At 72.0% G+C, this 24060-nt stretch carries 18 protein-coding genes and 3 tRNA genes; 15 read left to right on the forward strand and 6 right to left on the reverse strand.

Translation table 11 applies throughout. The annotated features are described in order from the left end of the window. Window positions 1–552: 552 nt before the first annotated feature. From OG338_RS15045 to OG338_RS15060, 4 genes are all read left to right on the forward strand, one after another. Window positions 553–628 (forward strand) — tRNA-OTHER (locus OG338_RS15045). A gap of 389 nt (window positions 629–1017) precedes the next feature. Then, window positions 1018–1329, forward strand: a complete 312-nt coding sequence (locus OG338_RS15050) for a hypothetical protein (protein WP_018101816.1) — start codon at window positions 1018–1020, stop codon at window positions 1327–1329. 157 nt (window positions 1330–1486) lie between these two features. Beyond that, on the forward strand, window positions 1487–2056 hold the full coding sequence (locus OG338_RS15055) for a SigE family RNA polymerase sigma factor (protein ID WP_405937817.1): 570 nt from the start codon (window positions 1487–1489) through the stop codon (window positions 2054–2056). A gap of 167 nt (window positions 2057–2223) precedes the next feature. Next, window positions 2224–3873, forward strand: coding sequence for a long-chain fatty acid--CoA ligase (locus OG338_RS15060; RefSeq protein WP_405937818.1), 1650 nt, complete (start codon window positions 2224–2226; stop codon window positions 3871–3873). Between the two features lie 90 nt (window positions 3874–3963). Here the strand turns inward: OG338_RS15060 and OG338_RS15065 are convergent, their stop codons facing one another. Continuing rightward, window positions 3964–8316 (reverse strand): PAS domain-containing protein, encoded by a 4353-nt coding sequence (locus OG338_RS15065; protein WP_405937819.1) that lies wholly within the window; start codon window positions 8314–8316, stop codon window positions 3964–3966. 211 nt (window positions 8317–8527) lie between these two features. After that, window positions 8528–8986: an SSI family serine proteinase inhibitor gene (locus OG338_RS15070; protein WP_405937820.1), complete on the reverse strand. Its 459-nt coding sequence runs from the start codon at window positions 8984–8986 to the stop codon at window positions 8528–8530. 199 nt (window positions 8987–9185) lie between these two features. Here OG338_RS15070 and OG338_RS15075 point away from each other — a divergent pair. From OG338_RS15075 to OG338_RS15090, 4 genes are all read left to right on the forward strand, one after another. Then, window positions 9186–9276, forward strand: a tRNA-Ser gene (locus tag OG338_RS15075). Window positions 9277–9436: 160 nt separating this feature from the next. Beyond that, a tRNA-Arg gene (locus tag OG338_RS15080) sits at window positions 9437–9509 on the forward strand. A gap of 409 nt (window positions 9510–9918) precedes the next feature. Continuing rightward, window positions 9919–10296, forward strand: a complete 378-nt coding sequence (locus OG338_RS15085) for a hypothetical protein (protein ID WP_405937821.1) — start codon at window positions 9919–9921, stop codon at window positions 10294–10296. Window positions 10297–10326: 30 nt separating this feature from the next. Then, on the forward strand, window positions 10327–11601 hold the full coding sequence (locus tag OG338_RS15090) for a helix-turn-helix domain-containing protein (protein WP_405937822.1): 1275 nt from the start codon (window positions 10327–10329) through the stop codon (window positions 11599–11601). 52 nt (window positions 11602–11653) lie between these two features. Here the strand turns inward: OG338_RS15090 and OG338_RS15095 are convergent, their stop codons facing one another. The 3 genes from OG338_RS15095 to sigJ form a co-directional block, all read right to left on the reverse strand. After that, window positions 11654–11845: a hypothetical protein gene (locus OG338_RS15095; protein WP_405937823.1), complete on the reverse strand. Its 192-nt coding sequence runs from the start codon at window positions 11843–11845 to the stop codon at window positions 11654–11656. A gap of 73 nt (window positions 11846–11918) precedes the next feature. Further along, complete coding sequence (locus OG338_RS15100; protein ID WP_405937824.1) at window positions 11919–13115, reverse strand: NAD(P)/FAD-dependent oxidoreductase; 1197 nt, start codon at window positions 13113–13115, stop codon at window positions 11919–11921. Window positions 13116–13229: 114 nt separating this feature from the next. Further along, window positions 13230–14171 carry an RNA polymerase sigma factor SigJ gene (gene sigJ, locus OG338_RS15105; protein ID WP_405937825.1) on the reverse strand — a complete coding sequence of 314 codons (942 nt, stop codon included), beginning with the start codon at window positions 14169–14171 and terminating at the stop codon, window positions 13230–13232. Window positions 14172–14225: 54 nt separating this feature from the next. On the opposite strand from sigJ, the gene OG338_RS15110 reads away from it, so the two are divergent. The 7 genes from OG338_RS15110 (at window position 14226) to OG338_RS15140 (ending at window position 23172) form a co-directional block, all read left to right on the forward strand. Continuing rightward, window positions 14226–15176, forward strand: a complete 951-nt coding sequence (locus OG338_RS15110) for a DUF2797 domain-containing protein (RefSeq protein ID WP_405937826.1) — start codon at window positions 14226–14228, stop codon at window positions 15174–15176. Between the two features lie 13 nt (window positions 15177–15189). Next, on the forward strand, window positions 15190–16065 hold the full coding sequence (locus OG338_RS15115; protein ID WP_405937827.1) for an amidohydrolase family protein: 876 nt from the start codon (window positions 15190–15192) through the stop codon (window positions 16063–16065). Window positions 16066–16143: 78 nt separating this feature from the next. Then, window positions 16144–16887: a response regulator transcription factor gene (locus OG338_RS15120; RefSeq protein WP_330312876.1), complete on the forward strand. Its 744-nt coding sequence runs from the start codon at window positions 16144–16146 to the stop codon at window positions 16885–16887. 4 nt (window positions 16888–16891) lie between these two features. After that, window positions 16892–18427, forward strand: coding sequence for a sensor histidine kinase (locus OG338_RS15125; protein WP_405940431.1), 1536 nt, complete (start codon window positions 16892–16894; stop codon window positions 18425–18427). 96 nt (window positions 18428–18523) lie between these two features. Continuing rightward, window positions 18524–19357 (forward strand): MOSC domain-containing protein, encoded by an 834-nt coding sequence (locus tag OG338_RS15130; protein ID WP_405937828.1) that lies wholly within the window; start codon window positions 18524–18526, stop codon window positions 19355–19357. Between the two features lie 99 nt (window positions 19358–19456). Further along, window positions 19457–20851, forward strand: a complete 1395-nt coding sequence (locus tag OG338_RS15135) for a glycosyltransferase (RefSeq protein WP_405937829.1) — start codon at window positions 19457–19459, stop codon at window positions 20849–20851. Further along, window positions 20848–23172, forward strand: coding sequence for a glycosyltransferase family 39 protein (locus OG338_RS15140; RefSeq protein ID WP_405937830.1), 2325 nt, complete (start codon window positions 20848–20850; stop codon window positions 23170–23172). Before OG338_RS15135 ends, OG338_RS15140 begins: the two co-directional genes overlap by 4 nt. A gap of 10 nt (window positions 23173–23182) precedes the next feature. Here OG338_RS15140 and OG338_RS15145 read toward each other — a convergent pair whose 3' ends face one another. After that, on the reverse strand, window positions 23183–24055 hold the full coding sequence (locus OG338_RS15145; RefSeq protein ID WP_405937831.1) for an endonuclease/exonuclease/phosphatase family protein: 873 nt from the start codon (window positions 24053–24055) through the stop codon (window positions 23183–23185). Between the last annotated feature and the right edge of the window lie 5 nt (window positions 24056–24060).

Genomic DNA, 24060 nt, shown 5'->3' on the forward strand with positions numbered 1-24060 from the left:
GAGGGCCACGGCAGCCGGCCGCCTGCGGCGTGACCTATGGGATGCCTGGGGCGCCACCCCTGACGATGAGAGAGTGAGACAGATCCGAGATGAGGTACAGACCGTGGGTCGGTCCTTCTCTGAAGCCGTCGACCAAGTCCTTGAGCCTCTAGAGCAGATCAGGATGCTCGGCCCTGACATCGTCGTCAGCGAGGCGGAGTACACCTTGGGGGCTGTGCGACAGTTCGAGGACTCTATGAGTCCAACTGGAGACCCTTTCAAGGGGAAGGGGCACCTACGAGTTCAGCGGGCCACGTTCGCCGTCGTGGCCCGCCAAGTGCTTCTGCAACCCCCAGGAGCGCGTGACGGTTGTAGTAACCGAAGAGTGAAGGGCCGTGCCTCCTAACTCGGGGCCGTTCCGCTGCTGACGGGATCCTGGCTGGGCAACGAGCTGCGATGAGAGGCCAGCATCGTCGGCCTCATTGAGCAGTGCGTTGACGCGGCATGGGCCATACGCGGGCCAGAAGTTAGAGCCGGGGCGGCGTACAGCGCGTAGGTGCAGGTCAAGGCCAAGGTGGTTGTGGCTGCTGCGCGGTCTTGAAAACCGTCGTGGCGCGAGTCACCGTGGGTTCAAATCCCACACCCACCGCGGTGAACGGCCCCCGGCCGGGCGAATCGGTCGGGGGCCGTTCGTGTGTGTGCGGGGGCTCCTAGGATGGCCGGTGGGGGCGGGGTCGTAGCGCAGAGGTCGTCGCGCGCGGTCTCCAAAATCGTGAGGACGTCGGTTCGAATCCGGTCGGGTCCGCCTCCGCCTTTCCCTCGTTCGAGGTCGCTCATGCGGGCGCTGGGCGCATGGTTCGCTCCAGGTCAGGGGTTTGGTTCGGGTTTCTCACGCTTGCGGGGGAACCGGGAGCTGTGGGTGGTTCGGTGGGGTGGCGGTGGGCAGTTCTGGTGCGCGACGTCGTGATCAGCACCGGGCGGGTGGCCGCCGGCCCGGGTCCAGCCTCAGCCCTATTTCCGGTTCCTGGAGGAACAGACATGGCAAGCATCCGTACCGCTCGTGTCCTCGCCGTTGTTGCCGCGCTGCCGCTGGCCGCCGTTCTCCTCGGCGGGGTGGCCCAGGCGGACAACGGCTCGTTCGCGAGCAGCGGTTCCAACGCGGGCGTGGCCACGATCAGCGGCAGCGGGGTCGGCCGGGACAACGCGGGCAACTCCTCGACCTCGCAGCAGCAGGCGACGGGGTCCGGAGCGTCGAACCAGAGCACCTCGGCGCAGGTGAACGGGTCCGCCTTCACCAACATCGACCAGTCCACACACAACCTGGCGGTGAACTTCACGAACCTCTGGTGAGCCCGCGCCGTCCGCCTCAGGGGTGACCCCGACACCCCTGGTGCACCCCCTCCACCTACAGGAGGTGGAGGGGGACCCGGTCCTACACCCTGAGGCGGACGCGGTTTCGGGACCTGGGGGCGATTTGGGCGGCGGGCCCCGCTCCTAGCGTGGAAGCATGACCACGCCAGTCCGCACGGGCACCCGCAGAGGAGCAGCACCGGTACGCACGTACGCGTCGGCGCCCCATCTCCCGTACCCCTCGTTCACGTCGTTCGTGCAGGCGCGCGGTCCGGTGCTGCTGCGGGCGGCGCGCTCGCTCACCGCCAACCCGAGCGACGCCGAGGACCTGTTGCAGACCGCGCTCACCAAGACGTACGTCGCCTGGGACCGGATCGAGGACCACCGTGCCCTCGACGGCTATGTCCGCCGGGCCCTGCTGAACACCAGGACCTCGCAGTGGCGCAAGCGCAAGGTCGACGAGTTCGCCTGTGACGAGCTGCCCGAGCCGGAGGCCGTTCCCGGCCCCGACCCCGCGGAGCGGCAGTCGCTGCACGACGCGATGTGGCGCGCGGTCCTGAAGCTGCCGGCCCGCCAGCGGGCGATGGTCGTCCTGCGCTATTACGAGGATCTGAGCGAGGCGCAGACCGCCGAGGTGCTCGGAGTGTCCGTCGGCACGGTCAAGAGCGCGGTCTCCCGGGCGCTCGGCAAGCTCCGCGAGGACCCCGAGCTGACCTCGGACCGCTGAGCGGTGGCCGCCGCGGAGGCGTGACAGGGTGATCCGGCCCGGTCCCGGATGGTGTGACATTGCGGGACGACACCGATTCGTACCCCCGGAAGTAGTGACATACCAAGTGGTATGTGCGCAGAATCAGCGGAACCCTACTGCCGCGTAGCGCCCACCGGGAGGACGCCGTGCTCAGCACCATGCAGGACGTACCGCTGACTGTCACCCGCATCCTGACGCATGGGATGACGATTCATGGGAAGTCGCAGGTCACGACCTGGACCGGAGAGCCGGAGCCGCACCGGCGCAGCTTCGCGGAGATCGGCCGGCGCGCCACCCAGCTCGCCAACGCCCTGCGCGACGAACTCGGCATCGACGCAGATCAGCGCGTTGCGACGCTCATGTGGAACAATGCCGAGCACGTGGAGGCGTACCTCGCCATCCCGTCCATGGGCGCCGTGCTTCACACGCTGAACCTCCGTCTTCCCGCCGAGCAGCTGGTCTGGGTCGTCAAGCACGCCGACGACAAGGTCGTCATCGTCAACGGCTCCCTGCTGCCGCTCGTCGCGCCGCTGCTTTCCCAGCTGACGTCGGTGGAACACCTGATCGTCTCGGGTCCCGGCGACCGTTCCGTCCTGGACGGCGCGGCGGTGCGCGTGCACGATTACGAGGAGCTGCTCGCCGGCCGCCCCACCAGCTTCGACTGGCCGGAACTGGACGAGCGCCAGGCAGCAGCGATGTGCTACACCTCCGGCACGACGGGGGACCCGAAGGGCGTCGTCTACTCCCACCGCTCGATCTACCTGCACTCCATGCAGGTCAACATGTCCGAGTCGATGGGCCTGACCGACAAGGACACCACCCTCGTCGTCGTTCCGCAGTTCCATGTCAACGCCTGGGGTCTGCCGCACGCGACGTTCATGTCGGGCGTCAACATGCTGATGCCGGACCGTTTCCTCCAGCCCGCCCCGCTCGCCGACATGATCGAGCGTGAGCGCCCGACGCACGCCGCGGCCGTTCCCACCATCTGGCAGGGCCTGCTCGCCGAGGTCACCGCCCATCCGCGCGACCTCACGTCCATGGCCAACGTCACGATCGGCGGCGCCGCCTGCCCGCCCTCCCTCATGGAGGCGTACGACAAGCTGGGCGTGCGCCTCTGTCACGCCTGGGGCATGACGGAGACCTCGCCGCTCGGCACCATGGCCAACCCGCCCGCCGGACTGACCCCGGAGGAGGAGTGGCCCTACCGCGTCACCCAGGGCCGCTTCCCGGCCGGTGTCGAGGCGCGGCTGGTCGGCCCGGCCGGCGAGCACCTGCCGTGGGACGGCGAGTCGGCCGGTGAGCTGGAGGTGCGCGGCGCCTGGATCGCCGGTGCGTACTACGGCGGTGCGGACGGCGAGGCGCTGCGGCCCGAGGACAAGTTCAGCGAGGACGGCTGGCTGAAGACCGGTGACGTCGGTGTGATCAGCGAGGACGGCTTCCTCACGCTCACCGACCGGGCGAAGGACGTCATCAAGTCCGGTGGCGAGTGGATCTCCAGCGTCGAGCTGGAGAACGCGCTGATGGCCCACCCGGACGTCGCGGAGGCCGCCGTCGTGGCCGTCCCGGACGAGAAGTGGGGCGAGCGTCCGCTCGCCACGGTCGTTCTCAAGGAGGGCGCCACCGCCGACTACGAGGCACTGAAGGCGTTCCTCGCCGAGTCCGGCATCGCGAAGTGGCAGCTGCCGGAGCGGTGGTCGGTCATCCCGTCCGTGCCGAAGACGAGCGTCGGCAAGTTCGACAAGAAGGTCATCCGGAAGCAGTACGCGCAGGGCGAGCTGGACATCACACAGCTCTGAGCCGTTGTCCGGTCCTCTGAGGACCGGACGGAGCGAGGGCGGCACGGGTGCGTTCCCGTACCGCCCTCGTCGTATGCCTCGGTACGCCGGTCAGTTCGTGCCGATCTTCGCGAGCAGGTCGACGATGCGGGACTGCACCTCGTCGCTCGTGGAGCGCTCCGCCAGGAACAGCACGGTCTCGCCGGAGCCGAGCCGCGGCAGCTCAGCCTCATCGATGCCGGCCGAGGTGTAGACGACCAGCGGGGTGCGGTTCAGCTGGCCGTTGGCGCGCAGCCAGTCCACGATCCCGGCCCGGCGACGGCGCACCTGCATCAGGTCCATCACCACCAGATTCGGCCGCATCCGGGTCGCCAGCGACACGGCCTCGCTGTCCGTCGCGGCGCACGCCACCTGCATGCCCCGCCGCTCCAGCGTCTCCGTCAGCGCGGCCGCGATGTCCTGGTGCTCCTCGATGAGCAGGACGCGCGGCGGGTGCTGCTCGCTGTCGCGCGGCGCGAGCGCCTTCAGGAGTACGGCGGGGTCGGCACCGTACGCCGCCTCCCGCGACGCCTGTCCCAGACCGGCGGTGACCAGTACGGGCACCTCGGCGGCGACCGCCGCCTGCCGCAGGGACTGGAGAGCCTTTCGGGTGATGGGCCCGGTCAGCGGGTCTACGAAGAGCGCGGCGGGGAAGGCCGCGATCTGCGCGTCCACCTCCTCGCGCGAGTGCACGATCACCGGCCGGTAGCCGCGGTCGCTCAGCGCCTGCTGCGTGGAGACGTCGGGCGCGGGCCAGACGAGCAGCCGGCGCGGGTTGTCCAGCGGCTCCGGGGGCAGCTCGTCGTCAACGGGCTGCGGGGACGGGCGGTTGGCGACCTCGACCGCGCCCCCGGGGCCGTCCAGCGGCTCCGGTCCTTCGGCAGCGCCCTCGTCGGGTGCCCCGATGGCGTACGCGCGCCCTTCGGCCGCGGGTGCGGAGAGCAGCTGCCCCGATCCCTGCCCGTGCGCGGTGGCGGCGGGCGCCGAGGGTGTGGGCGCGGGCTGCGGGGGCGCCGGGGCCGGAGCCGGGGAGGGCGGCGCGGGGCGCTCGTCCTGGCCGGGCTCGGGCTCCGGCTCTGGGGGTGCGGCCAGCTTGCGGCGCCGGCCGACGCTGCTGCCGCCGCCCAGGGTCTGGTTCTGCTGGTGGGCGATGTGCTGGGCGAACGGCACGCCCTGCCCCAGCGTGCGCACGCTGAACGCGCGCCCCTGCGTCGAGTCCGACGCCCCCGGCATCGGTGCCTCGGCCGGCAGCGGCTGCCGACGTGCGTCGAGCGCGGGCGCCAGCGTACGGGGCCGGGCGGGGGGCCCGGCGGGGGCGGCCGTGCCGGTGGCGTGGGTGGTACTCCCGGTGCTCTGCGTCTCCGGCTCGGCGGCGGGCCCCTGCCCGGAGGCGTTGTCGTCCTCCCAGCCGCCGGGGGACAGGTTGGCCGGAACGGCGGGCTGCTCCGGCTGGGCGGGGGGCGCGAGGGGGGCGCCCGGGACGCCGAGCCTGGGGTCGGCATCGGGGCCGGCGGGGGCGGCCTCGGCGGCCGGGCCGGCCGCTGCGGGCAGCGCGAACGGTGCCGGCTGCGCCTCCTGCGAGCCCGTGTCCCCGTGACGGGCGCGGCGCCGGCCGGTGGGGGCGGGCTGCGCCTGCGGCGGTACGGGGGTGGGCTCCGGCTCTCCGGCCGGGGAGCCGGCGGGGGCCCCGGGTACGGCGTCCGGTCCGCCGGGCAGTCCGACCCCGGGCTGGAACGTGGCGGGCTCGGGCTCGCTCGTACCCGGGCGGCCGCCGCGCGAACCGGGGGCGGCGGCTTCGTTCGTGCCCGTGCCGAGTCCGTACGAATCGGGTGCGGCGCCCTCCTGCGTACCCGCCTCGACGCCGTGCGAACCGGCTGCGCCAACCGCGTCCGTACCCGCGCCGACCTCATACGAACCCGACTCGGCGCCTTCAAGCGCGTCGGCGGACCCCGGAACCCCGACGCCCGCGCCCAGGGACCCGTCCGGCCCCCCGGTATCGGGGGCTGACCGGTCCGCTTCGGCGGGTGGGAGGGCGAAGGGGGTGCGGGGGCCGGACTCGGCGGCGGCCGCGCGTTCCTGGGCGGCGGCCAGGGCTCGGCGGCGGCGGCCGGTCGGCTGCGGGGCCGGGGCGGGCAGCTCCGGCGAGGAGGCCACCGGTGCGGGGGCCGGGCGGGCGGCGTCTTCGAGGTTCGAGTAGGCGGCGGGTGCCGTGGACTCGACGGCGTTCACCACCGGGGGAAGGGCGAGGCGGCCCTCGTCACCCGTGTTCCCCCGGTGCCCGCCGGCCGGAACGCCCTGCGGGGGCACCGTCTGCCCGAGCTGCGGCCGCCCACCCTGCGCGCCCTCGGCGGCGGTCACCACGGACCCCTCCGACGGAGCGGCCGCGGGCAGCGCGAGAGCCTGCCCCGGTGCGCCCGTCTCGGCGGGGCTGGGGCGCCCGCGACGGCGTCCGGAGCCCTCGGTGGCCTGCTGGGCGGGGACCAGCTCGCTCGGGGCGGCTTCGGGCGCGGGGGCCACACGGCGCGCACGCCGGCGCCCGGTGGGCGCGGCCGCACCGGTGTCCCCGGGGGCCGCTTCCAGTTCGCCGCTGCCGTCGGAGCCGTCCATGGGGCTCTCCAGGAAGGCGTCGGTGGAGGAACGCCGCGCACGGCGCCGGCCCCTACCCGCCTCGGGCGCGTCCGACACCACCGGCGCCGGATCCGCATGACCGGCCTCCCCGAGGGGAAGGGGCGAGGGCGCCACCGGGGGAGGCGCCACGGTCCCCGCACCCGCTCCGATCGGCACCTCAAGCACGTACGCACTGCCGCTCATGCCCGGCATCTCGTGCGTCTGGAGCACACCGCCGTGCGCGCGGACGATGCCGCTCACGATGGGCACGTGCACCGGGTCTCCCCCGGCGAACGGTCCGCGCACCTCGATGCGTACGACATCACCGCGCTGGGCGGCGGCGACCACGACCGTAGAGTCGACGTAACCGCCACCGGGCACGACGCGCGCCTTGCCGGTCGAGTCGACGCCGGCCACGTCCGCGACGAGGTGGGCGAGGGCGGTCACCAGACGTCCGGCGTCGACCTCGGCCTCGATCGGCGGGGCGTGCACCGCGAACTGGGCGCGGCCCGGCCCGATCAGCTCGACCGAGGCATCGATACCGGCCGTGACGACGCCGTCGAGCAGCACGCGCGTCTTGACCAGCGTCTCGGCGCCGGCGTCGAGACGCTGGTAGCCCAGCACGTTGTCGATGAGCGTCGTCATACGCGCGTAGCCCGCGGCCAGGTGGTGCAGGATCTGGTTCGCCTCGGGCCACAGCTGGCCGGCGGGGTCGGCGGCGAGTGCGGAGAGCTCGCCGCGCAGCTCCTCCAGGGGGCCGCGCAGCGACTCGCCGAGCACGGCGGTGAGCTGGGTGTGCCGGGCGGTGAGGTCGGTCAGCCGTTCGGTCTGCTCCTCCAGCTCGGAGGCGTAACGCTCGGTGCGGTCGGCCAGCTCGGCGGCGTGCGCCTCCTTGAGGGCGGTGAGCTCGGCGGTGTGCCGCTCGGTGAGCTCGCCGACCTCCGCGGTGTGGCTCGCGGTCAGCTCGGCGATCTCGTCCTTGCGCCGCTGGTCCAGCTGCTCATAGGGGCGGCGGTCGGTGAACGTCATCACGGCGCCGACGAGCTGGTCGCCGTCGCGGACGGGGGCGGTGGTCAGGTCGACCGGCACCTGTTCCCCGCTCTTGGACCACAAAACCTGCCCGCGCACCCGATGTTTGCGTCCCGACTTCAGCGTGTCGGCGAGTGGGGACTCCTCGTACGGGAAGGGCTCGCCCTCCGCGCGGGAGTGCAGGATCAGCGGGTGCAGCTCCTGGCCGCCGAGATCGCTGGCCCGGAAGCCGAGGATCTGCGCGGCGGCGGGGTTGACCAGGACGACCCGGCCGTCCGTGTCCGTACCGACGACACCCTCGGCGGCGGCGCGCAGGATCATCTCGGTCTGGCGCTGCGAGCGGGCCAGCTCGGCCTCGGTGTCGACGGTGCCGGAGAGGTCGCGCACGACGAGCATCAGCAGCTCGTCACCGGTGTAGCTGCCCCCGTACGAGCCCTGGACGTCCTTGTAGGCCGCCTGCCCGTCCTCCAGGCTGGCGCTGGTCACCTCGACGGGGTACTCGTTGCCGTCGGTACGCCGCGCGATCATGCGCGTGGGCTTGGTACGGCCCCGCTCGTCCGCAGCCTCGGGCCGGCGCATCGACCCCGGGATCAGCTTGGAGTCGAACTCCGGCAGCAGATCGAGCAGCCCGCGGCCGACGAGCGCGGTGCCCGGCGACTCGAACATTTCGAGGGCGATGGTGTTGGCGTTGACGACCGTACCGTTGCAGTTGACGAGCAGAAGCCCGTCCGGAAGGGCGTCGAGTATGGCTGCGAGGCGAGCAGCGCCTCGGGATGGCCTGCTGCTCACGACGACGCTTCCTCCCTGATTACTGCACCTTGCCGACAGCGGCCCCATCTTGCCCCTCGGGCCTCAGGCTGTCACTGAAGGAGTCTAAAGGCAGGGGAGGGGCGTGGGGCCGCGGATGAGGGGGAGCTCTCACCAAGGTTTGATGCGTACGTTGTACGGCTCCGAGTCGCATCGCGCACCGTGGCGAGCCGCCGACGGGCCTCGGGCCCGGTCACCGCACGTTCGGCAGGACCGGCCGCAGACCGTTCCACCGGGCGATCTCGCACCCGTTGGTCCGCCGGAACGAGGCGTCGACGTGGCGGCCGTGCCAGGTGCCGGTGACCCGGGCGGTGGCTTCCCCGCCGAACTGCTGCGTACACATCGCGTCCCGGGGAACCGGCGCGAAGGGGTCCGTCCCCTCCCCCTCCAGCTGATCCAGCCGCTCGCACGCCTGCGCCGCGACCGGGTGGCTTCCCTTGGCCGGCCCGCACTCCAGCTCGTACCTGCCGTCCGCCTCCGGGTTCCCCGACCCGGCGACGACCACGGTGAGCCGTGTCCCCGCGCCGTCGTTCTGGAGGAGCGGCAGGGACAACGGCAGCGGGAGGGGCCCGGACGCGGCGGAGGCGGCGGGTGCGGCGGCGGACAGCGCGGCGAGGGACGCGACAGCGGTGAGAGCGAGACGGCGCATCATGGCGGACTCCTGTGGCGGAAGAACCTGCGGGGGCGGCGCCCCCGCCTTGCCTAACGCGCGACGCGCCCCGGCGTTGCGCACCGCAACCGCTTTGCCCTCGTGGCCGCCCGCCTAGTACCGTAGGCCGCGATTGGTGGCGCAGCGTGCAGCTGTGTCATCATCTGCACGCACCACCCGCGCTCGCGCGGGCGTTGCGGATGGAGGCGTCGCCTAGTCCGGTCTATGGCGCCGCACTGCTAATGCGGTTTGGGGCTTACCCCCCATCGAGGGTTCAAATCCCTCCGCCTCCGCACCACACCGAAGCCCCGGTCCCCAGGACCGGGGCTTCGGTCGTTCCTCGGCGTCTGCCCAGCTCAGGCCGGGTGCGCCTAATGGATTTCGCGTCCCGGCGCAGGTCATGTAATGTTGTTCTCGCAACGCCGACGGGGCAGAAAAACCCCAGAAGCACAAGCACTCGTAGCTTAACGGATAGAGCATCTGACTACGGATCAGAAGGTTGCAGGTTCGAATCCTGCCGAGTGCACATAGACAAGAGGCCCCGGAGCAATCCGGGGCCTCTTGCGTTGCCTGGACAGCGGCGAAGTACGGCAACCGTGTCAGTCGGTACCGCCCATCGCGTCGCGCACTTCTTCCTCGCTCGCTTCGGCGTGGAACCTCCAGCGTCGCTACAGTCCCGGACATGAGGCTGGGGAGACTGAGGCGGTTCGGCGCGTCGTACATTCGGCATGCTCGCCGGTGTGTGGGCTGTTCGATCGACCCTCCCTCGAAGCCAAGAAGATCAGCAGGCCGACGATTGAATGTGCGGAGCCCGACATCACCGGCTGACACCAGCAAGGACGAACAGCAGCGGACGATCGCCTGCGGAGCGGGCAATGATCGACCTTGATAAGCCGGGCCTCTGGCGTTTGGCGTAGGCGTGAGATCGTCGGGACGTGATCGAGTCCTGGGTGATCGACGACGCTGGTTCTCCTTCCCTTTCGTGTGAGGTGGTCTCTTCAGCCCTGCTGGCGAGGGCGGACGGTGGGCGGCTTGAGACGTGGTTGCGTAGTTCGCGGGGGCGGTTGTTGGCGTTCGTGACCAATGGCGAGCGGGCCATGGTGGTGTTGCTCGACGGGGAGGGCGATCCCGGGGAGCATGCCGTCGATACCGGGGCCGACGGGGAGAGCGACGGGTTCGTGCTGGCCAACGGGCAGGACGACGAGTACCCGGACCGGGACACCGTGCCGCTCGCGGAGGGGCTTCGGATCGTGGAGTGCATCGTGGGGACGGGGGCGTGGCCGGCTGATGCGCGGTGGGTTGTTGATCGGTGAGGGCGCCGAACGTCCGCGTACCGTGGCTGCGTGGCGAACGATGATCTGGGGCGGACTCTGCGGCGGCTGCGGCGGTTGGCTTCTCTGACGCAGGAAGAGTTGGCCGAGCGGGCGGATGTGTCCGTCGATGTGATCAGGCAGCTTGAGCAGGGGCGGAAGCAGTCGGCACGCCTTCCTACGTTGCATGCGCTCGCGAACGGTCTCGGCGTGGAGCTCACCACGCTTCTTGGGGACCCGCCCGCTGTCGCGTCCTCGGGGGAGAACGACGGGCCGCGCTTCGTGGCGGTACGTCGCGCCATCATGCCCGCGCTCTGGGGGCCGGAGCCGGAGCCGCCCGGGGACGGCTTCTCGATGGATCGGCTGCGTGAGCGGATCGCGGAGGGGTGGACGCAGTACCACTCCGCCGAGTTCGACGCCGTGATGACGGCCTTGCCGGAGCTCATTTCGGATGCGCGCGCGGCCAGCGTTTCACCCGAGGGGGATGTGCGGCGGGCCGGCTTCGGCGCACTGGGCAAGGCGCTTCAGCTTGCCGGGCATGTTGCTGTGCGGATGGGGAAGACCGATCTCGCTCTCATCAGTTTGGAGCGCGCGATAGAGGCGGCCGGGCTGTCGGCCGATCCGCTGCTCGTGCCGATGATCGTCAACTCCACGGCGTGGACGTACCAGCGGCAGGGCCGTCTGGAAGACGCGTTGGGCATTGCGCTGCGTACCGCTGACGAGATGGTGAGCGCGGGACGACTCGACACCGTTGACGGGCTGAAGGTGTGGGGAGCGCTGACCATGAGTGCTGCCACGTCCGCCGCGCGGAGTGGGGACTACGACCGTGCGGCGGCGATGATGGGTGCGGCGGAGAAGGAGGCTGCGCGCGTCGCCAAGCTGCCGGAGGGTGGTGACAACCGGATGGTCAGCGTCTTCAGCCCGTCCTCCGTGCGGATTGAGCGTGTTCGGCTGGCCGTTCAGTACGGGCACCCGCAGGATGCCCTGGCTCTGGCCAAGGGGATGCGGCTGAGCAAGGACACGCCGCCGTCCTGGCGGACGTGGTTGCTTCTGGACGTGGCACGGGCGCACACGGACACCGGGGATGCGGCCGGAGCCGTAAAGACTCTCGAATCCCTGCGCCGGGTGGCACCTACGTGGATGCAGCACCACACCTTGGCCGTGGCCATCGTGCGGGACCTTTGGTCCCTGCCCAATCACCCCGTCGGCCTACGGCCGTTGGCCGAGTTCCTGGAGGTCTGCGTTCAGCGTTCTGAAAGTAGGACGTGTTGTGCGGAGGTCTCAGGTGAGGCAACTGAGGACGAGTAATTCCGGCGGGCTCGGGAAGAGCGTAGGGCCGGAGTCCGCGACTACTTGCGCTTCAGCGCTTCCCGTACGGCTGCTGGGTCTGGCGTTCGGTGGTGGACTCGCACACCGTTTTATAGTCCTGGTCCAGGCTGGCCTGCTGATAGTTACGCGCGGCCTGGACCGGGGTAGCCGTGCGGTCCTCGCCGGGGTCGTCGTCGCAGGCCGTCAGCGGCAGGAGCGCCGCGTATATGAGTGCTCCTGCCATCCGTCCGGTCCGCGTAGCCATGTTTGTCCCCGTCCCCCTGTGTTTACGCGGATTACAGCACAGCCCGCCTCCCTCACTGCTCCCCAGCCGCCACCGGCGTGACCGGGGTGGACACCGCGACCGGGCGGCGCCGGGTCGGCATGCCCGTTGTCGGGTTGGCCACGCCCCAGGCGGCGCCCTTGCAGACCAGTTCCTTGTAGACGGCGGCGATACGGCCCGTCAGCGCGGCCTTGACCGCGCGGTCGTCGGCGGTGACGTACTGGATGAGGCCGTCCTTGCGGCCGAGCGAGACGCACTGGTTGAAGTAGCGCAGGGGGGTGGAGGGGATCTTGGTGCCGGCGAGGCGGGCCGCGAGGGCGTCGGCCGCCTGCCAGGCGGTGGGGATGCCCGAGGCGCAGGACATCCGCAGTGGCTTGTCGCCGGGGCCCGCGACGAGGGCCGCGTCCCCGATCGCGTACACATCGGGGTGCGAGACCGAGCGCATGGTCGCGTCGACCACGATCTGGCCGGTCTCCGAGGTCTCCAGGGTGGTCGCCGCCGCGAGCGGGTGGACCGCGAAGCCGGTCGTCCAGACGGTGACCGCCGCCGGGAACGAGGTGCCCTTGGCCGTGGTGGCGTAACCGGCGCCGACCTCCGCGACGGCGGTGTTCTCGTGGACGGTGATCCCGAGCCGGCCGAAGACCTTGCGGACGTGGGCGCGGCCGGCGGGCGAGAGCCAGTCGCCGAGTCCGCCGCGTGCGGTGAGGGCGATGTCGAGGTCCGGGCGGGCCTCCGCGAACTCGGTCGCCGCTTCGACGCCGGTCAGCCCGCCGCCGACGATCAGCACGGACTGGCCGGGTGCGAGGGCGGCCAGCCGTTCGCGCAGCCGGAGCGCGCCGGGGCGGCTCGCGATCTCGTGGGCGTGCTCGGCGGTTCCGGGGACGCCCTGGGTGTTCCAGGCGCTGCCTAGGGCGTAGACGAGGGAGTCGTACGTCAGCTCCTCCTCGCCGTCCGCGCTGCCGACGGTGACCGTCTTGCGGTCGACGTCCACGGCGGTCACCCGGCCGACCTTCAGCTCCACGCCCGTACCGGCGAACATCTCGGTGAAGGGGCGGGGCTTGAGGTCCTGGCCCGCCGCGAGCTGGTGCATGCGGACGCGCTCCACGAAGTCGGGCTCCGCGTTGACGAGGGTGACGCTGACGTCCTCACGGCGCAGCCGCTTGGCGACGCGGCCCGCCGCGATGGCTCCGGCGTATCCGGCTCCGAGGACGATGATGCGGTGCTGCTGCATGTGCCTGCTCCTGTCTCGCGCGGGTTCAGCCCTGCGGGGTGGTTTCTCGCCCCTTGAACCGGGTAGCCCGCGCTTTCCTGACAGGAGAGTGATGTGACCTGAGTCACCAGATGATCAGAAGGCCGTGAGCAGCGGCTTTCCATGTTCCATGGCCGCCCACCGCCGGGTCGCGCGTTCCAGCTTGTCCGGGTTGACCTGGTTGCGGAACGAGGCGATTCCCTCCGGAGTGACTTCTACACACATGACGCCGATGACGCGTTCGCCGACGACCGCCAGGACGGCGGTGGCGCCGTTGGCGTGGGTCATGTGCAGCTCGACGGAACCGCCGGTGTACGCGGTCTTCGCCTTGCCCGGCTTGAGCAGGCCGCGCATGAACGTCGCGACGGCCTTCGCGCCCTCGAACGCCTTGGCGCGTGCGGGCACCTTCCCACCGCCGTCCCCGACGGAGATCGCGTCGGAGGTCAGCAGTTCCACGAGCGGTTCGGTACGGCCGCCCGCGGCGGCGAGCAGGAACTCCTCGATGACCCGGCGGGCGGCGGCCTCGTCCACCTCGGTGCGCGTCCGGCCGTCGGCGATGTGCTTCTTCGACCGGTGGTAAACCTGCTGCACGGCGGATTCGCTCAGTTCCAGGATCTCCGCGATCTCCCGGTGCGGATAGCCGAACGCCTCGCGCAGTACGTATACGGCCCGCTCGCCCGGCGTCAGCCGCTCCATGAGCGTGAGCACGGCGTACGAGACCGACTCGCGCTGCTCCACCGTGTCGGCGGGGCCGAGCATCGGGTCCCCGGCGAGCAGCGGCTCGGGCAGCCAGGCGCCCACGTACGTCTCGCGGCGGACGCGGGCGGAGGTGAGCTGGTTGAGGCAGAGGTTGGTGAGGACCTTCGTCAGCCACGCCTCGGGGACCTCGATCCGACCGGTGTCGGTGGTCTGCCAGCGCAGGTAGGTGTCCTGCACGGCGTCCTCGGCCTCGCTCGCCGAGCCCAGGAGACGGTAGGCGATGGCCTCCAGCCGGGGCCTGGCCGCCTCGAACCGGTCCACGTCCTGCACGGTCGTCATGCCCGGAATCGTAACGCCGGGCCCGTTGTCAGTGCCCGCCCGTAGGCTGCGGGCATGGACTGGCAGTGCACCGGCCTCCGCTGGCCGGAGGGCTCCGACGGCCCCGCGCTGGGCTGGCGCAAGGGGGCGCGGACGCGGGTGAGCGTTCTGGCGTACGGAACGGAGTTCGGCTTCCGGACGTCCGGTGAGCGGCGCTGTTCCGGGGCCCGGGGCAACGCCTGCCCCCTGGGGGCCGTGGTCCCGGCGGGTTCCACAGGCGGCCGCTGCCCGGAGTGCGGGCGGCTCGACCGGGCGCATTCGGTGGCCGCCGACACGATCCCGGACGACCCCCGCACGTACCGGGTGTACCTCGCGTGGTTCGGGCCCGGCATGGTGAAGGTCGGGATCACCGGGGAGGAGCGGGGCGCGGCGCGGCTGCGGGAGCAGGGGGCGGTGGTCTTCAGCTGGCTGGGCCGGGGGCCCTTGATGGCGGCGCGCCGGGCCGAGGAGGTGCTGCGGGCGGCCCTCGGGGTCCCGGACCGCATTCCGTACGCCCGCAAGCGGGAGGTGCGGGCGGCCCTCCCGGACCCGGTGGAGCGGGCGGGCGAGGTCGCGGAGCTGTACGGGAAGGCGGCGGCCCTGGAGGGCGGTGGCTGGCCGGAGGCGCTGGAGCGGCTGCCGTTCGCGGCGGTGGACCATGCGGAGGTGTTCGGGCTGGGGGAGGCGGCGAGCCGGACGAAAGGGGCCGGTCCCGGCGCGACAGCCCGGTCCGGGCCTGCGATACCCCGGTCCGGGCCGGTCCGTGCGGTGGCCGGGCTGGTGGACGGGGGCGCGGTGGCGGGGCGGCTCGTCGCGGCGGCGGGACCGGACCTCCACCTGGACGCGGGCCCGCAGGGCCTTGTCATCGTGGACACCCGGATGATGACCGGCTGGACGCTGACGGCGGCCGGGGCGGGCGGCGCGGCCGGGGTGAGCGTGCCGACCGTCGTGGTGGGGGGTGGGGCGGCGCAGGACGGGCTGTTCTGAGATGGTCGCCCGTATGGGTGACGATCACGACGACGTGGTGCGGTTCCGGCAGCGGCTCGGGCTGCCCGGGCTCATCGACGTACACACGCATTTCATGCCGGAGCGGGTCCTGCGCAAGGTGTGGGCGTACTTCGACTCGGCGGGTCCGCTGACGGGTCTGGAGTGGCCGATCGCCTACCGGCACGAGGAGGCGGAACGGCTGGCCGTGCTCCGCTCGTTCGGGGTGCTCCGCTTCACGTCGATGCTGTACCCGCACAAGCCGGGGATGGCGGCCTGGCTGAACGACTGGGCGGCCGATTTCGCCGCGCGGACGCCGGACTGCCTGCACACCGCGACGTTCTTCCCGGAACCGGACGCCGGGCGCTATGTGCGGGAGGCCGTGGAGGCGGGGGCCCGGGTCTTCAAGGCGCACCTCCAGGTCGGTGCGTACGACCCGAACGACCCGCTGCTCGACCCGGTGTGGGGGCTGCTCGCGGAGGCGGGCATCCCGGTCGTGACGCACTGCGGTTCCGGCCCGGCGCCCGGCAAGCACACCGGCCCCGGTCCCATCGGCCGTGTCCTCGCCCGGCATCCCCGGCTGCCGCTGATCGTGGCGCACATGGGGATGCCGGAGTACGCGGAGTTCCTGACACTCGCGGAGACGTACCCGGAGGTCCGGCTCGACACGACGATGGCGTTCACGGACTTCGTCGAGGGGCTCAGCCCGTTCCCCCCGGCGGAGCTCGGCCGTGTCGCGGCCCTCGGCGACCGCGTGCTGCTGGGCACGGACTTCCCGAACATCCCGTACCCGTACGCCCACCAACTGCACGCCCTGGAACGCCTGGGTCTGGGCGACGACTGGCTCCGGGCGGTCTGCCACGACAACGCGAAGGCGCTGTTCGGCGTCTGAGAGCCCCGGCGCGGCTTTCTCAGGGAATTCACAGAAACGGAAAAGAACTCTCTCAGAGCCGTCCCGGAGGCTGGCGTCATGACGACGACGACCTCGCCCCAGGGGCGTACCGAACTGCTCAGGCCGGATCGCACCCCCGTGCGGGTGCTGGTCGTGGACGACGAGGCTTCGCTCACGGAACTGCTGTCGATGGCGCTTCGTTACGAGGGCTGGGAGGTACGCAGCGCGGGCGACGGCGCGGCCGCCGTGCGTACGGCCCGCGCGTTCCGGCCCGATGTGGTGATCCTCGACGTGATGCTGCCCGACATGGACGGGCTCGCCGTCCTCGGCAGGCTGCGCCGGGAGCTGTCCGATGTGCCGGTGCTGTTCCTGACCGCGCGGGACTCCGTGGAGGACCGGATCGCCGGGCTCACGGCGGGCGGCGACGACTACGTCACCAAGCCGTTCAGCCTGGAGGAGGTCGTGGCCCGGCTGCGCGGCCTGATCCGGCGGTCGGGGACGGCGGCGGCGGCGCGCGGCGAGTCGCAGCTCGTCGTGGGCGACCTGATGCTGGACGAGGACAGCCACGAGGTGAGCCGGGGCGGGAAGAACATCCACCTGACGGCGACCGAGTTCGAGCTGTTGCGGTTCCTGATGCGCAACCCGCGCCGGGTGCTCAGCAAGGCGCAGATCCTGGACCGGGTCTGGAACTACGACTTCGGCGGCCAGGCCAACGTGGTCGAGCTGTACATCTCCTACCTGCGCAAGAAGATCGACGCCGGCCGTGCGCCCATGATCCACACCCGGCGCGGGGCGGGATACCTGATCAAACCCGGTGAGTAGCGCGATGCGGCGGCCGTGGACCCTGCGCACCCGCCTGGTGGTCTCGGCGGTGACACTGATCGCCGTCGTCGCCGCCGTGATCGGCTCGGTCACCGCGATCGCGTTCCACAGTTACATGTACGGGAAACTCGACGACCAGCTGCGGGACATCGCGGTCCGGGCGCAGCGGGCGCCGGGCGTTCCCTCGCCCGGGGGTCCGAAAACATCCCCGGAGCGTGATCCGCTCGGTTTCATCGGCATGGGCGGTCAGCCGCTGGAGACCTTCGGCGCGCTGGTCGAGCGGGGGGAGATCACGGACTCGGCCGTCGTGAAGGACGGCGGGTTCGACGCCGGTGAGAACACCGAACCGCTGACCGACGCCCAGCGGGACGCGGTGACGGCGGCCGGTGTCACGGCGGACGACCGCGCGCACGACGTCGAGCTGCCCGGCCTGGGCGGCTACCGGGTGCGGGCGGTGCCCGCGGACGACGGCGGCACGGTCCTCGTCGGCATCCCCACCACCGAGGTGAGCCGCGCGCTGGGCACCCTCATCCTGGTGGAGGTCTGCGTGACCGGTGCGGGGCTCGTCGCGGCGGGCATCGCGGGCGCGGCGATGGTCGGTATGGCGCTGCGGCCGTTGCGCCGGGTGGCGGCGACCGCGACCCGGGTCTCCGAACTGCCCCTGCACAGCGGCGAGGTGGCCCTCTTCGAGCGGGTCCCGGACGCGGAGGCGGACCCGCGTACGGAGGTCGGCCAGGTCGGCGCGGCGCTCAACCGGATGCTGGGGCACGTCGGTTCGGCCCTGGACGCGCGGCAGCGAAGTGAGACACGGGTGCGCCAGTTCGTCGCGGACGCCAGCCATGAGCTGCGGACACCGCTGGCTTCGATACGCGGCTACGCCGAACTCACCCGGCGCGGTCGGGAGGACCCCGGTCCGGACACCCGGCACGCGCTCGGCCGCATCGAGTCGGAGGCGCAGCGGATGACGGGCATGGTCGAGGATCTGCTGCTGCTCGCCCGGCTGGACGCGGGCCGCCCGCTCTCGTACGAGAGCACCGATCTCTCGCCGCTCGTCGTGGACGCGGTGAGCGATGCCCGCGCGGCGGACCGCGCCGAGCCCGCCCGCCAGTGGCGCCTGGACCTGCCGGACGCCCCCGCGACGGTCCTCGCCGACCCGACCCGCATCCACCAGGTCCTGGTCAACCTGCTGGCCAACGCCCGTACCCACACCCCACCGGGCACCACGGTCACCGCCCGCGTCCTGGCCGGCCCGGAAGCGCCCTGGGTCACCCTGGAGGTCCAGGACAACGGCCCCGGCATTCCCCCGGACCTCCTCCCCCACGTCTTCGAGCGGTTCGCCCGGGGCGACGCCTCCCGCTCCCGCCACGCCGGCTCGACCGGCCTCGGCCTGGCGATCGTCCAGGCGGTGGTCGCGGCCCACGGCGGCGCGGTGGAGGTGCGGTCGGTGCCGGGCGAGACGGTGTTCGCGGTCCGGCTGCCCGCGGAGCGGGCCGAGGCCGGAAAGCCGTGTGACACGGCCGGTCGGGCGCCTCGATCATGAAATGAGTTCTGTCTGTCCTGAGCCATGGCTGTCGGGGCGGTCGAGCGTGGCGAACGGCAGCCGCCGATAGTGGTCGCAGACCGAAGGGAGCGGCGCATGGCAAGGGTGACGGAACTGATCTGCTACCCCGTCAAGGGATGCGCGGGTACGTCGGTGAGCGAGGCGGTCCTGACGCCTGCGGGGCTCGCGCACGACCGCAGCTTCATGGCGATCAGCGAGGACGGGGTCTTCCGCACACAGCGCCGGCATCCCCGTCTCGCCCTGATCCGGCCCGTCGTCAGCGCCGACGGGGCGCGCCTCGTCCTCGGTATGGACGGGCACGGCTCGGTGGGCGTCGATGTGACGACGTCCGCGCCGCGCCGTGATGTCGATCTGTTCGGCGACACGTTTCAGGGGATCGACCAGGGGGAAGAGGCCGCCGCCTGGCTCTCGGAAGTGCTCGGCACCCCCAGCCGTCTCGTCCGTGTGCCGCCGGAGCACGACCGGATCGCCGATGGCCTGGTCTCCGGCCCTTCCGGCTACGCCGACAGCAGCGCCGTGCACCTGCTGTCCGTCGCCTCCCTCGGCCTCCTCAACCGGCGGATGGCCGAGCGGGGCGCCCCGCCGCTGCCGATGGACCGCTTCCGCCCGAACATCGTGGTCGACGGCGGCTGGGCGGGCGAACCGCACGCCGAGGACCGGGCGCGCCGCGTCGTCCTCGGTGGCGCCGAGCTGGGTTACGCGAAACTCGCCGTGCGCTGTGCCGTCACCCTGGTCGCGCAGGAGGCCGGGGTGCGGAGGGGGCCCGAGCCCCTGCGCACGCTCGCCGGCTATCGGCGGGCGGCCGGCGGGGGCGTCGTGTTCGGCGCGAAGTTTGCCGTGGTCGCACCGGGGAAGCTGTCGGCCGGCGACGAGGTGGCCGTCACGGAGTGGGGCGAAGCCGAGCTCTGAGGGCGGGTGTCCCGGACATTTCGGCGTCCGGGACCACTCACATGTGGCCCACAGCCTCAGCACATGGCCGTGACAGCGGAGTTGGCGACTGTCGATGTCATGCGAACAGAGACTCCTTGGAGCACCTTGCCGGCCCGGGACCACCTCCTCGTCGGCGTGGGCGGTGCGGCGGGTGCGCCCGTGCTCGATGTGGTGGTACCCGTCTACAACGAGGAGAAGGACCTCGAACCGTGTGTGCTGCGGCTGCACGAGCACCTGGCCCGCACCTTCCCGTACGCCTTCCGGATCACCGTCGCCGACAACGCCAGCACCGACCGGACGCCCGAGGTGGCGGAGCGGCTGGCGCGGTCGCTGCCGGGGGTGCGGTCCTTCCGGCTGGAGGAGAAGGGGCGCGGCAGGGCGCTGCGTACCGTCTGGACCCACTCGGACGCGCCGGTCCTCGCGTACATGGACGTCGATCTGTCCACCGACCTCAACGCACTGCTTCCCCTGGTGGCACCGCTCATCTCCGGGCATTCCGACCTCGCCATCGGATCGCGGCTCGCGCGCAGTTCGCGGGTGGTGCGGGGGACGAAGCGGGAGTTCATCTCGCGGGCGTACAACATCATCCTGCGTTCGTCGCTGGCCGCGCGGTTCAGTGACGCGCAGTGCGGGTTCAAGGCGATCCGGCGGGAGGTCGCGCAGCGGCTGCTGCCGATGGTGGAGGACACCGGCTGGTTCTTCGACACCGAGATGCTGGTGCTCGCCGAACGGGCCGGGCTGCGTATCCACGAGGTGCCCGTCGACTGGGTGGACGACCCCGACTCCACGGTCCACATCGTCCGGACCGCCACCGAGGACCTGAAGGGCGTGTGGCGGGTGGGGCGGGCGCTGGCCGTCGGCGCGCTGCCGCTGGACCGGCTGGCGCGGCCCTTCGGGGACGATCCGCGCGACCGGGCGATCGGCGGGGTGCCGGGCGGGCTCGCCCGTCAGCTCGTCGGGTTCTGCGTCGTGGGCGCCCTGTCCACGCTGTTCTACCTGGGGCTGTACTCCCTCTTCCGGCTCGGCGCCGGGCCCCAGCTCGCCAACGGGGCCGCGCTGCTCGTCTCGGCCGTCGCGAACACCGCGGCCAACCGGAGGCTCACCTTCGGGGTACGTGGCCGGGGCGGCGCGGTCCGTCACCAGGCGCAGGGGCTCGTGGTCTTCGCCATCGGGCTCGCCCTGACCAGCGGTTCGCTGGCGGCCCTGGGCGCGGCCTCCGGTTCGCCCTCCCACAGCACCGAACTCGCGGTGCTCATCGCGGCGAACCTCGCGGCGACGGTGCTGCGCTTCCTGCTGTTCCGCGCGTGGGTCTTCCCGGACCGGGAGCGGGGAAACCCGGTGACGGCTGCCGCACCGGCCGCGCCCTTCCCGGCCGCGGGCCCGGGAAACCCCGCGCACTCCGCCACGCCCCCCGCCGCCGTTCCCGCACACCCCACCGCCGAAACCGTCCCCGACCCGAGGAACGTCCGATGACCACGCTCGACCCCGCCCACGCTCCGGCCGCCCGGCCGGACACGCCCCCGGGGCACGCAAGGCCAGGTGCCTCCCTGCCCCGCCGGATCTGGCGCGGCCGGGCCGAGGACGCGCCGTGGGTGCGCCCCGCCTTCCTGGCCCTGCTGCTCGTCATCACGCTGGCGTACCTGTGGAACCTCAGCGCCTCCGGTTACGCCAACTCCTTCTACTCCGCCGCCGTGCAGGCCGGCAGCCGCAGCTGGAAGGCGTTCTTCTTCGGCTCGCTCGACGCGGCCAACGCCATCACCGTCGACAAGCCGCCGGCCACCCTGTGGCCCATGGCCCTGTCGGTGCGGGTCTTCGGGCTCAGCTCCTGGGCGATCCTCGCCCCGCAGGTGGTGATGGCCGCCGCGACGGCCGGAGTGCTGTACGCGGCCGTACGCCGCCGGTTCAGCGCCGCCGCCGGGCTCATCACCGTGGCGGTGTTCGCGCTGACGCCCGTCGCCGCGCTGATGTTCCGCTTCAACAACCCGGACGCGCTGCTCGCGCTGCTGATGACGGTCACCGTCTACTGCGTGCTGCGCGCGATGGAGAAGGGCCGCACGAAGTGGCTGGTGTGGGCGGGCGTCGCGGTGGGAATCGCGTTCCTGTCGAAGACCCTCCAGGCGTTCCTGATCCTGCCGCCGCTGGCCGTGCTGTACGCGGTGTTCGCTCCGGTCCCCGTACGCAGGAGGTTCGGGCAGCTCGGCCTGTCCGCGCTCGCCATGGTCGTCTCGGGCGGCTGGTGGGTGGCGGCCGTCGAACTGTGGCCCGCCTCCTCACGCCCGTACATCGGCGGTTCGCAGAACAACTCGTTCCTTGAGCTGACCTTCGGCTACAACGGACTCGGCCGGATCAACGGCGAGGAGACCGGCAGCGTCGGCGGCGGAGGCGGCCGGGGCGGCGGCGGTCAGTGGGGCGAGACCGGCATCGGCCGGATGTTCAACTCCGAGGTGGGCGCCCAGATCTCCTGGCTGCTGCCCGCCGCGCTGATCCTGCTCGTCGCGGGCATCTGGCTGACCTGGCGCGCAGGGGGGCGCCTCCCAGAGGTTAAGCGCTGGGGGAGCACGGACACCGCGCGGACGGCGTTCCTCGCGTGGGGCAGTTCGCTGCTGATGACGGCCGCCGTGTTCAGCTTCATGGCCGGGATCTTCCACCAGTACTACACGGTGGCCCTGGCGCCCTATCTGGCCGCGCTGATCGGCATGGGCGTCACGGTCCTGTGGGAGGAGCGGGCCCATTGGTGGGCGGGCGCCGCGCTGGCCGCGACCGTCGCGGCGACGGCGTACTGGGCGTATGTGCTGCTTGGCCGCACCCCGGACTACCTGCCGTGGCTGCGGACCGCCGTGCTCGTCACCGGGCTCGTGGCGGCGGTCGGCCTGCTGCTCGCGGCCCGGCTCGGCCGGCAACTGGCCCTCGTCGCGGTGGTCCTGGGCTTCGCCGCGTCGCTCGCCGGGCCGGTCGCGTACACCGTGAGCACCCTGAACACGGGCCACCAGGGCTCCATCGTCACCGCCGGCCCGTCCTCGGGCGGCATGGGCGGCGGTCCCGGCGGCGGTGGCGGCCGGGGCGGCGGCCCGGGCGGCCCGGGTGGCGGGGGCGGCGGCATGCCCCCGGGCCAGGGCGGCACGAACCAGCAGGGCACCAACCAGCAGGGCACCAACCAGCAGGGCACCAACCAGCAGGGGACCAACCAGCAGGGCACCAACCAGCAGGGGACCAACCAGCAGGGCACCAACCAGCAGGGCACCAACCAGCAGGGGACCAACCAGCAGGGCACCGGCATGGGACAGCCCCCCACCGGTACCCCACCCAGCCAAGGTCAAAACCAGGGCCAACCCCCCACGCAGAACGGCGGATCCACCCAGAACGGTCGTCGCGGCACCCCGCCCGACATGGGTGAACGCGGCGGAGGCGGAGGTGGCGGCGGCATGGGCGGCCTCCTCAACGGCGCGTCCGTCGGCTCCGAGGCCAAGGCGCTCCTGGAGAAGAACGCCGGCAACTACACCTGGGCCGCCGCGGCCATCGGCTCCCAGAACGCCGCGAGCTACCAACTCGCCACCGAGGAACCCGTCATGGCGATCGGCGGCTTCAACGGAAGCGACCCGTCCCCGACGCTCGCGCAGTTCAAGAAGTACGTCGAGGACGGCCGCATTCACTACTTCGTCCCGGGTGGCGGCATGGGCGGCAGCGGAAGCGGCACCGCCTCGCAGATCTCCTCCTGGGTGGAGAAGAACTTCAAGGAGGTGACGGCGGGCAGCGCCACCTTCTACGACCTCACCCAGCCGACGACGGACAGCTGAACCGCGGAACTCAGCGCCGCAGCAACAGATCGGCCACGACAGGGCGGTGGTCCGAGGCGATCGTCTCCTCGGCCACCGCCGCGTCGCGTACCCGCACGGTGTCCTTCGAAACCGCCACATAGTCGATCCGCTGCACCGGATTCTGCGCCGGGTACGTCGGCCCGCCCGGCTCGATGTCGGTCAGCTCCTTCCACAGCGGCGCCAGCTCCGGCGCGGCCGGCGTCGCGTTGAAGTCACCGAGCAGGATCTGCCGTACCGGCCGCCGTTCGTGGGCCTGGTCCTCCGCCATGATCCGCCGGGTGTCCGCGACCTGGGCGACACGGACGGACGGGTCGGCCCGGTAGTCGAGATGCGTCGCGTACACATGGACGGGAAGGCCACGCACCTTCAGCACCACCTCGCCGAAGCCGGGCGCGGGCGCCGGGACCGGGTCCGGGTCCTGTGTGGAGAGCCGGGTCAGATCGTGGTTCTCGGCGCTCACGATCCGGTACCGGGACAGCACGGCGACGCCGAACTCCCGCCGGGGCGCGCCCTCCTCCACCGGGTCGAGGCTGTAGATCGGCGCGAAGGAGACATGCATCCGCAGCCGGCGGCCCAGCTCGGCCGCCAGGTCCCGCCACTCGCTGCGGTCGCCCCAGCGGACGTCGACCTCCTGAAGCCCGATCACATCCGCGTCCAGGGCGCGCAGCGCGGCCACCTGCCGGTCGAGATCGAAGACGTTGTCCATGCCGGCCCCGGCATGGATGTTGTACGTGGCGACGCGCAGCGGGACCGACTGCCCGGGCGCCCGCCCGTGCCCCGCCGCCGTCGCGGGAGGCGCGAGCGCGACCACCGACAACCCCGCGGCCACCAGGACTTCCACCGTACGACGACGCAGTGACATATCAC

The sequence above is a fragment of the Streptomyces sp. NBC_00726 genome (genome assembly GCF_045161735.1).
Classification (GTDB): Bacteria; Actinomycetota; Actinomycetes; order Streptomycetales; family Streptomycetaceae; genus Streptomyces.

Excerpts from the sequence above, each read along its gene's own strand:
- OG338_RS15050 (WP_018101816.1), top strand. The coding sequence starts at position 1,018 with ATGGCAAGCATCCGTACCGCTCGTGTCCTCGCCGTTGTTGCCGCGCTG.
- OG338_RS15055 (WP_405937817.1), top strand. The coding sequence starts at position 1,487 with ATGACCACGCCAGTCCGCACGGGCACCCGCAGAGGAGCAGCACCGGTA.
- OG338_RS15070 (WP_405937820.1), bottom strand. The coding sequence starts at position 8,986 with ATGATGCGCCGTCTCGCTCTCACCGCTGTCGCGTCCCTCGCCGCGCTG.
- OG338_RS15095 (WP_405937823.1), bottom strand. The coding sequence starts at position 11,845 with ATGGCAGGAGCACTCATATACGCGGCGCTCCTGCCGCTGACGGCCTGC.
- OG338_RS15100 (WP_405937824.1), bottom strand. The coding sequence starts at position 13,115 with ATGCAGCAGCACCGCATCATCGTCCTCGGAGCCGGATACGCCGGAGCC.
- sigJ (WP_405937825.1), bottom strand. The coding sequence starts at position 14,171 with ATGACGACCGTGCAGGACGTGGACCGGTTCGAGGCGGCCAGGCCCCGG.
- OG338_RS15110 (WP_405937826.1), top strand. The coding sequence starts at position 14,226 with ATGGACTGGCAGTGCACCGGCCTCCGCTGGCCGGAGGGCTCCGACGGC.
- OG338_RS15115 (WP_405937827.1), top strand. The coding sequence starts at position 15,190 with ATGGGTGACGATCACGACGACGTGGTGCGGTTCCGGCAGCGGCTCGGG.
- OG338_RS15120 (WP_330312876.1), top strand. The coding sequence starts at position 16,144 with ATGACGACGACGACCTCGCCCCAGGGGCGTACCGAACTGCTCAGGCCG.
- OG338_RS15125 (WP_405940431.1), top strand. The coding sequence starts at position 16,892 with ATGCGGCGGCCGTGGACCCTGCGCACCCGCCTGGTGGTCTCGGCGGTG.
- OG338_RS15130 (WP_405937828.1), top strand. The coding sequence starts at position 18,524 with ATGGCAAGGGTGACGGAACTGATCTGCTACCCCGTCAAGGGATGCGCG.
- OG338_RS15135 (WP_405937829.1), top strand. The coding sequence starts at position 19,457 with ATGCGAACAGAGACTCCTTGGAGCACCTTGCCGGCCCGGGACCACCTC.
- OG338_RS15140 (WP_405937830.1), top strand. The coding sequence starts at position 20,848 with ATGACCACGCTCGACCCCGCCCACGCTCCGGCCGCCCGGCCGGACACG.
- OG338_RS15145 (WP_405937831.1), bottom strand. The coding sequence starts at position 24,055 with ATGTCACTGCGTCGTCGTACGGTGGAAGTCCTGGTGGCCGCGGGGTTG.